Annotated in this window: 9 protein-coding genes; all 9 read left to right on the top strand. The window is 48.7% G+C overall.

Annotated features, from left to right (window positions below; genetic code table 11):
- Positions 1 to 137: 137 nt before the first annotated feature.
- Positions 138 to 1,370, top strand: coding sequence for a tRNA lysidine(34) synthetase TilS (tilS, locus tag F8N00_RS13185; RefSeq protein WP_055966560.1), 1,233 nt, complete (start codon positions 138 to 140; stop codon positions 1,368 to 1,370).
- A 33-nt stretch (positions 1,371 to 1,403) separates the two neighbouring features.
- Positions 1,404 to 1,949: a hypoxanthine phosphoribosyltransferase gene (gene hpt, locus F8N00_RS13180; RefSeq protein ID WP_023466560.1), complete on the top strand. Its 546-nt coding sequence runs from the start codon at positions 1,404 to 1,406 to the stop codon at positions 1,947 to 1,949.
- A gap of 120 nt (positions 1,950 to 2,069) precedes the next feature.
- Positions 2,070 to 4,073 (top strand): ATP-dependent zinc metalloprotease FtsH, encoded by a 2,004-nt coding sequence (gene ftsH / locus F8N00_RS13175; RefSeq protein WP_075643142.1) that lies wholly within the window; start codon positions 2,070 to 2,072, stop codon positions 4,071 to 4,073.
- Between the two features lie 180 nt (positions 4,074 to 4,253).
- The gene (locus tag F8N00_RS13170) at positions 4,254 to 5,015 is read left to right on the top strand and encodes a type III pantothenate kinase (RefSeq protein ID WP_035399500.1); all 762 of its coding nucleotides are present in this window, start codon (positions 4,254 to 4,256) and stop codon (positions 5,013 to 5,015) included.
- Positions 5,016 to 5,025: 10 nt separating this feature from the next.
- Positions 5,026 to 5,949, top strand: coding sequence for an Hsp33 family molecular chaperone HslO (hslO, locus tag F8N00_RS13165; RefSeq protein ID WP_023466563.1), 924 nt, complete (start codon positions 5,026 to 5,028; stop codon positions 5,947 to 5,949).
- A 12-nt stretch (positions 5,950 to 5,961) separates the two neighbouring features.
- Entirely contained in the window at positions 5,962 to 6,273 is a 312-nt protein-coding gene (locus F8N00_RS13160; protein WP_023466564.1) for a hypothetical protein, read from the top strand.
- Between the two features lie 80 nt (positions 6,274 to 6,353).
- Positions 6,354 to 7,298: a cysteine synthase A gene (gene cysK, locus F8N00_RS13155; RefSeq protein WP_023466565.1), complete on the top strand. Its 945-nt coding sequence runs from the start codon at positions 6,354 to 6,356 to the stop codon at positions 7,296 to 7,298.
- A gap of 87 nt (positions 7,299 to 7,385) precedes the next feature.
- Positions 7,386 to 8,771 carry an anthranilate synthase component I family protein gene (locus F8N00_RS13150; RefSeq protein ID WP_023466566.1) on the top strand — a complete coding sequence of 462 codons (1,386 nt, stop codon included), beginning with the start codon at positions 7,386 to 7,388 and terminating at the stop codon, positions 8,769 to 8,771.
- On the top strand, positions 8,768 to 9,341 hold a 574-nt coding region (locus tag F8N00_RS13145), incomplete at its 3' end, for an anthranilate synthase component II (protein WP_421018353.1). The genes F8N00_RS13150 and F8N00_RS13145, both read left to right, overlap by 4 nt.

Raw genomic sequence — 9,341 nt, 5'->3', positions numbered from 1 at the left:
CGTTGGTCAAGCGGTTAAGACACCGCCCTTTCACGGCGGTAACACGGGTTCGAATCCCGTACGGGTCATTCTCAAAAGCTATCTCTATTATATAGAGATAGCTTTTTTTAGGTTTTAACGGAAAGGGGGAAATCGTTATGGAAGGTGTGCCGTTCGAACCACTTTTAGTAGGTGTTTCGGGAGGTTGTGATTCGATGGTACTCGTCGATCGGTTGTACAAAGAGGGCTACGATATCGCGATTGCGCATGTGCATCATGGATTACGAGAGGCGTCCGACGAAGAAGCGTGCTTTATTAAGGAGTGGGCAACGGCCCGAAAGATATCTTTTTTCATGACGCGTTTAGAATGGACAGGACGTACGAGCTCTCAAGCAGCTTGTCGCGAAGAGAGATATGCGTTTTTTGAACGAATCATGGAAGAGACCGGGCGCTCGCGTCTGATTCTCGCCCATCATCAAGACGATCAAATTGAGACGCTACTCATTCAGCTCATTCGTGGAGAAGCGCAGGTTGATGGTATTCCCGTCGTTCGTCCGTTTGGTAACGGTTGGTTGCATCGACCGTTGCTACATGAATCGAAGCAAACATTACGCGAGTATGCGTTGCAACATGAAGTTCCATGGCGAGAAGATGCGTCAAATGCAGAAACTACTTATTTGCGTAATCAAATCCGGCATACGATTGTTCCATCACTCCGAGACATGCGTCCTGAGTTTGAACAGGCAACGGCAGCGGCAGCACATGCGCGACAGCAAATCATCCGTGAACAGGCGGCATTCGTCGCGACCTATCTCGAACGGTGTAAGGAAGCGAACGGAATTCCGGTCGCACGTATTTTAGAATTACCGACGGATTTACAGCGGCTTGTTTTGCCGACATTAACGGGAGAAATGTTTTCTTCGGATGTGATTCGTCACTTTGTTACATGGCTTCGGGTGGATAAGGGCTCAGACGAAGTGTATTATGGAAACTGGAGGATGCGACGTGCATATGGCTTTTTGATGCAGGATCGTGTGATACGGTCAATGAATGACGATTTATCGTTTCAAGTAGGGGAGAATTTGGGAACGTATCATTATGGTGAACAAATGGTTCGCTTCTCAATCGGAAATCAAGGTATCCCGCTGGACGCGATTGCGTTCCCATTGACGGTACGTCCGCCACGTCCAGGAGATCGGATTCAGCTTGCTGTGGGTTCGAAAAAAGTCAGTCGAATTCTGATTGATGCTAAGGTTCCGCGTTATCTCCGGGAACAGGTTCCGGTCGTCGTCGATGCAAATGGAGTGATTTTAGCCGTCATTGGACATCGAATTGCAATATTCGGGTCATTTGAACTCCTCGCAAAATCTTATTTAATGATAGAATGGTAATGTAGTGTTTATTATGGAGGAGGAATACCTAGCATGACCTTGATGAACGATATGGAAAAAGTACTGATTTCAGAAGAAGAGATCCAAAATAAAGTGGGCGAACTCGCCGGCGAATTGACAGCGGATTATCACGATCGTTTTCCGTTGCTTGTGTGCGTCTTAAAAGGCGCAATGCCGTTCATGTCTGATCTTGTGAAAAAGATGGATATGCATCTTGAAATGGACTTCATGGACGTTTCAACGTATCACGGTGGGACAACATCAACAGGTGAAGTCAAGATTGAAAAAGATTTGAACACATCGGTAGAAGGACGCGACATCTTGATTGTCGAAGATATTATCGACAGCGGATTGACGCTTGGTTACCTTGTCGATCTCTTCAAGTACCGGAAAGCGAAGTCCGTTAAGATCGTGACGTTGCTCGACAAACCAACAGGACGGAAGAATGACTTGCACGCAGATTACAGCGGCTTCGTCATTCCACACGAATTCGTCGTCGGTTATGGTCTGGATTACGAAGAAAAGTATCGTAACCTTCCATACGTAGGTGTCTTGAAACCTGCAGTCTACGGTGGCTAATTATTTTTAATCTCGTCTGTCCCATGATAAGATGAAACCAATTACAAAGCGCGCCCTGTCGCGCCAGGATTCGTATTCATCCACTAGAAAAACGAGATGGATGCGGAGAGGAGGCATAAGATGAACCGAGCAGTGAAGAATACCCTCGTGTTTGGGGTCATTTTTCTAGCTTTGATCTTGTTTCTGCAATACTTGCAGAGTCCAGTGAACAAAAGCAAAGAAATCAATTACACACAGTTTGTCGAGTCTGTTGAAAAAGGTGAAATCAAGACGGCTACCTTCCAATACGAAGGGCAGACGTATAATGTGACAGGAGATTTGCGTGAAAAAGATTCAACGTATGAGACGGTCGTACCGGCTGTTGATACGGAACTAACGGATCTTTATACGCAATTGAAAAGCCAAGGAGTCAAATTGGACTTTAAGGCAGCAGAAACGAATGGTGGTTGGATCGCGTTACTGACGACGATCGTTCCATTCATCATCATCTTCATCCTCTTCTTCTTCTTGATTAATCAAGCACAAGGTGGCGGTGGTGGCGGTCGCGTCATGAACTTCGGGAAATCGAAGGCACGCCTCTATGACACAGAGAAGAAAAAGATTACGTTTGATGATGTAGCCGGCGCAGACGAAGAGAAACAAGAACTCGTCGAAGTCGTTGAATTCTTGAAAGATCCGCGTAAATTCGCGAAACTCGGTGCCCGTATTCCGAAAGGGGTCCTCCTCGTAGGTCCTCCAGGTACAGGTAAGACGTTGCTCGCGCGTGCCGCAGCTGGTGAAGCTGGCGTACCATTCTTCTCGATTTCAGGTTCTGACTTCGTTGAGATGTTCGTCGGTGTCGGGGCATCACGTGTCCGTGACTTGTTCGAAAACGCGAAGAAAAATGCACCATGTATCATCTTCATTGATGAAATCGATGCTGTCGGTCGTCAACGGGGCGCAGGTCTCGGTGGTGGACACGATGAGCGTGAGCAGACATTGAACCAACTTCTCGTCGAGATGGATGGATTCAGTGAAAACGAAGGCATCATCATGATCGCAGCAACGAACCGTGCTGATATTCTTGACCCAGCCTTACTCCGTCCAGGTCGTTTTGACCGTCAAATCACGGTTGACCGTCCAGATGTCATCGGTCGTGAAGCAGTCTTGAAAGTTCACGCGCGGAACAAACCGCTCGATTCAACGGTTGATTTAAAAGCAATCGCACAACGAACACCTGGATTCTCAGGTGCGGATCTTGAAAACCTTCTAAACGAAGCAGCACTTGTTGCCGCTCGGGCAGATCGTGATAAAGTCTCGATCGTTGACCTCGAAGAAGCGATTGACCGCGTTATCGCTGGACCAGCGAAGAAGAGCCGGATCATCTCGCCGAAAGAGAAAAAGATCGTCGCATGGCACGAAGCTGGACATACAATCATCGGTGTCACGCTCGACGATGCGGATGAAGTACACAAGGTAACGATCGTTCCTCGCGGTAACGCGGGTGGATATGTCGTCATGTTGCCAAAAGAAGATCGTTACTTCATGACGAAGCCGGAACTTGAAGATAAGATTACTGGATTGCTCGGTGGTCGTGTCGCAGAGGATATCGTCTTCGGAGAAGTCTCGACTGGGGCAAGCAATGACTTCCAGCGTGCGACAGGTCTTGCACGGAAAATGGTCATGGAGTTTGGGATGAGTGAAAAACTCGGACCGCTTCAATTCGGATCAGGTCAAAGCGGTAACGTCTTCCTCGGCCGTGATTTCCAAAACGAACAGAACTACTCGGATGCAATCGCACACGAGATCGATACGGAAATCCAAGCGATCATCAACCGCTGTTACCAAAAAGCGAAAGATATCCTGACTGAGAAGCGCGATCAGCTCGACTTGATTGCAACGACATTGCTTGAAGTCGAAACACTCGATCAAAAACAAATTCACCACCTCCTAGAGACGGGCGAATACAAAAAACATGAACCAGAAGCAATGACTCCAAAAGCAGAAGAGAAAGCACCGGAATCGACAGATGCAACTGTTGATCAACCGACAGAGTCTCCAACGCAAATGGGTTCAGTCGTTGACGAAGGGAAAAATGTAGATACGGATACACCAGATACGCCGCGTCGCGACGATCAAGTGTAAACGGATGGAACGGATTCGATTGATATCGAATCCGTTCTTTTTTGTGGCAGACCGAGCGAATACACATCGGTAGGTGTGACCATACGAGCATGGTATAATCACAACGTATATAGTTCCGATCGTGAAACAACGGAATACAATCGAAGCATGAAAATTGAGAAGAAGCGGGGAAATAAGCAAATGATTTTAGTCATCGATGTCGGAAATACGAATATCGTCTTAGGTGTCTATCAAGGACAAGAGTTGATTGAGCATTGGCGGATTGCGACAGACCGGACACGGACGACGGACGAATACGGTATGCTCGTCAAAGCGTTGTTCCGTGACGCAGAGCTAAACGTGGAAGAAATCGAGGGAATCGTGTTATCATCTGTCGTACCCCCCGTCGTGTTTCCACTAGAAAATATGTGTGTGCGTTACTTTAAACGCCGTCCGTTCTTGATTGGACCAGGAATCAAGACAGGACTCGATTTAAAAGTCGATAATCCACGAGAAGTGGGAGCCGATCGAATCGTCAACGCGGTAGCAGCGACGGCGAAATACGAGGGACCGATGATCATCGTCGATTTCGGAACAGCGACGACGTATTGTTACATCGATGCACAAAAACGGTATTACGGCGGCATCATCTCACCCGGTGTGATGGTTGCAACCGAGGCACTCTATAATAAGGCAGCAAAATTGCCGCGAATCGAAATCGCGAAACCGCAGTCAGCCATCGGACGGAATACGATCCATGCGATGCAGTCGGGGACCTATTTCGGATATGTGGCACAGGTGGACGGACTCGTTCACCGGATGAAAGAAGAAATGGGAGAAGCGAAGGTCATTGCGACCGGCGGCTTAGCCCGATTAATCAGCGAGGAATCCACGATGATTGAGATCGTCGATCCATTCTTGACGTTAGATGGATTACGGATTATCTACGAACGAAATAAGTGAGGGAATCAAGATGAAACGTGAAGAATTATTAGCACAATTAAAAGATGACTATTTAGTACGGGCGTTAGGCTTCAATGGAGAAGTCCGTGCGTTTGCAATCCGTTCGACGAAGACGGTCTATGAAGCACAACTGCGCCACCAGACGACACCTGTCGTCACAGCAGCGCTCGGTCGGACACTGACGATCGGTGCAATGATGGGTACGATGCAAAAAGGCGATACACGTGTCACATTAAAAGTCGAAGGCGATGGACCGATTGGGAAAATCATCGTCGATGCCGACGCAAAAGGTGTCGTACGTGGATATGTGAGTCGTCCCCGTGTCGAGATGGATACGTATGTCAATGCAGATGGTCTGACGAAACTAAAAGTCGGTGAAGCGGTCGGTCGCGGAAACATCTCTGTCATCAAAGACCTCGGGTTACGTGACTTCGTCGGTGGTCAATCGCCGATTCAAACAGGTGAGATCAGCGAAGACTTTACGTATTACTTCGCTGTATCGGAACAAAGCCCATCGGTCGTTGGGGCTGGCGTTCTCGTTTATCCAGAAGACGAATCAGTTATCGCAGCAGGTGGCTTGATCGTTCAATTGATGCCAGGTGCATCGGAAGAGACGATTGCAGCACTCGAAAAACGTGTTGGAGCCCTTAAACCGATCTCGATTCTCGTCGGTGAGGAAAAAACACCAGAAGAAATGTTAGAACTCGTTCTCGGTGACTACGAACATCTTGATACGATTCCAGTATCATTCGAATGTACGTGTGACCGTGACAAATTAGCGACAGCAATCATTGCCCTTGGACCAGATGAGATTCAAGCGATGATTGATGAAGATGGTGGTGCGGAAGCTGTTTGTCACTTCTGTTCAGAGCATTATCACTATGATGTTCCAGAATTAGAGGAACTTCGCGAAAAATCACTCGAAAGAGCATAAGAGGGATCGAATATGGGGAATGTACAACCTAAGTACTTGTGGATGTTGATCTTCATCTTAATGTTGACGAATTTCATGACCGGTGCTTACGCCTTCATGGGTGAGCTCCCAAAGGTCGATTCTCCTAAAATCGTTCAAGACAGCATCGGTGGTCCGCTCGAGGATGTCGTCGCCGAAGTCGGTGATGAGAAAATCACGCGCGCGATGGTCTATCAGACGATGCGAACGGAACAGGAAAAACAGACGATTGATCGTTTGATTCAAGAAGCGGTCGAACGCCAGACGAAGGATGGAAAAAAGCCGGAAGTCAAACGCTTTGATTGACAGATTTCATCCAGTCCGCTGATAATTAGTTTATCGGATTACTTGGAATTCAAGCGGTTCACTAATGAGGAGGAATGGTCATGCGTATTGCGAATTCAGTATTAGATTTAGTCGGTCGCACCCCGATCGTCAAGTTACATCATCTAACGGGTCCTGAGGATGCAGATGTGTATCTGAAATTGGAGTACATGAACCCTGGATCAAGCGTAAAAGACCGGATCGCGTTATCTATGATTGAGGCCGCAGAAGAAGCGGGTCAACTCAAAGAAGGAGACACGATCATCGAGCCGACGAGTGGGAACACAGGAATCGGACTCGCGATGGTCGCTTCGGCGAAAGGGTACCGCGCCATCCTCGTCATGCCGGAAACGATGAGCATGGAGCGCCGGACGTTGCTTCGCGCCTATGGTGCGGAATTGATTCTGACTCCGGGTCCTGAAGGGATGAAGGGTGCGATCGCTCGCGCGACAGCGGAAGCAGAAGAACACGGTTACTTCATGCCGCAACAATTCAATAACGGTGCTAATCCAGTCGTCCATGAAAAAACGACAGGTCCTGAAATCGTCGAAGCGTTCGAAGGCATGCAACTCGATGCGTTCATCGCGGGAATTGGAACGGGCGGAACGATCACCGGTGCTGGTAAAGTGTTACGCGATGCTTTCCAAGGTATTGAAATCATTGCCGTCGAACCAACGGATTCACCGGTCTTATCAGGTGGTAAACCGGGACCACACAAACTGCAAGGAATCGGTGCTGGGTTCGTGCCGTCGATTCTCGATACAGAGATTTATGATGGTGTTGAGCAAATCACGACGGAAGAAGCATTCGATCACGCACGCCGAGCAGCGAAGACGAATGGTGTCTTAGGTGGTATCTCGTCAGGTGCTGCGATTGCAGCGGCGCTCAAGACAGCGAAACGTCTCGGTAAAGGGAAAAACGTTCTTGCGATCATTCCTTCGAATGGGGAGCGGTACTTAAGTACACCGCTGTATCAAATCGAGGAAGAAGCAGACCAATCGAAGTAATCAACTGGACGTACACGGAAGTCATTCGGCTTCCGTGTACTTTTTTGCGTATAATGAGAGCAGAATAGTGTGAAGTGGGGGACGCGTATGCGACAGACGAAATACAAAGCAGTACCATGGACGAAAGAACAATTTTACAATCGATATGTTGAACAGACGAATGGCACAACGGGACACGTCTGGCTCGAAAGCGGTCGAATCGGCCGATATACGATGGCGGCGACTCGTCCTGTCGGATACGTTCGGACAAAGGACGGAACGACGACGATTGAGACAGATGGAAAAGTCGAGACATCGACGGCGAATCCGTTTGATGTACTCGAACAGCTCCGCGTCGACCGTGAATCGATCCGACCGGATGGAATGCCACCGTTCTTTGGTGGGTTTGCCGGATACGTCAGTTATGATGCCGTCCGTTATTTAGAAAAGCTACCTGAACGAGCGATGGATGATTTGCAAACACCCGATCTATCATTTTACTGGTACGATGAAGTCGCCGTGTTTGATGAAGAAACGAAGCAATTGTTCATTGCCGTGACACGAGACACAGCAGAAGAAGCAGAGCGAGTTCTTGAAACGGAAGTCGCGCGTTGGTGCATCGAGACGGATGCACCTCAATTTACACCGACTGGTTTATCAGGTGAGCGAGAACGGGCTTTCGGGCAGGAAGCGTTCATGACAGCGGCACACCGGATTAAATCCTATATTGAGGACGGTGACGTTTTCCAAGTTAATTTGTCCGTCCGTCAACAGGAACCGCTTGGGACGACAGCGGAACATTTGTATGATGTATTACGACAAGTCAATCCTTCTCCATACATGGGTTACTTTGCGGATGAAGATTTAACACTCGTGTCCGCCTCACCCGAGTTGCTCGTCGAAAAAATCGGTGATGCGTTAGCGACACGTCCGATTGCCGGAACACGGCCGCGCGGGAAGGATGAAGCGGAGGATTTACGACTTGCGAAAACCTTACTCGATAATGAAAAAGAACGGGCAGAGCATGTGATGCTTGTTGATTTAGAGCGGAATGATTTAGGACGCGTCAGTCGTTATGGTACGGTTCATGTCGATGAGCTGATGGTGATCGAGAAATACTCGCACGTACAACACATCGTCTCAAACGTCAGAGGGGAAGTAGCTCCGGAACACTCTGGGAGTCAGGTGCTCGCTGCGATGTTCCCAGGTGGTACGATCACTGGCGCACCAAAAATCCGGACGATGGAAATCATTGAAGAACTGGAACCGGTCCGGCGCGGTATCTATACTGGGTCGCTTGGCTTCATCAGTTGGGCGGATGATGTCATTTTCAATATCTTGATCCGGACACTCGTCGCAAAAGACGGGATGGCATATGTTCAAGCAGGTGCTGGAGTCGTCACAGATTCGGACGCAGCACGTGAATACGAAGAGTCACTTAGTAAAGCCAAAGCGTTATGGGTGACAAAAGAAACAGCGGAGGGAACGCAATGATTGTATTGATTGATAACTATGATTCCTTTACGTACAACTTAGTCCAGTATTTCGGCGAACTTGGGCAAGACATCCGGGTATTTCGCAACGACGCGATCACCCTTGCGGAAATCGAAGCGTTGCAACCGGATCATCTGGTCATCTCACCGGGCCCCTGTACACCGAATGAAGCGGGGATCAGTCTAGAAGCGATTGCTTATTTTGCTGGGAAGGTGCCGATACTAGGGGTCTGCTTAGGTCATCAAGCGATTGGACAAGTATTCGGTGGTAAAGTCGTCCGCGCGAAGGAATTGATGCACGGAAAAGTCTCGCCACTGACGCATGACGGACAAGGCATCTTTGAACGAATCCCACAAGCGACGCCGGTGACACGTTATCACTCGCTCGTCGTTGAACGCGAGACATTCCCGGAAGTGCTCGAAGTGACGGCGGAATCCGGTGGGGAGATCATGGCACTCCGTCACCGGACGTTGCCGATTCTCGGTGTCCAGTTCCATCCGGAAGCGATTTTGACGCGAGACGGGAAGCAGATGTTAAAAAATTTCTTGGAGTTGACGCATTATGTATCTC

Source organism: Exiguobacterium sp. A1_3_1 (assembly GCF_048985645.1).
GTDB classification, from domain to species: Bacteria; Bacillota; Bacilli; order Exiguobacteriales; family Exiguobacteriaceae; genus Exiguobacterium_A; species Exiguobacterium_A indicum.
Note: the sequence above shows the minus strand (reverse complement) of the source record. Positions and strands in the feature narration are given on the sequence as shown.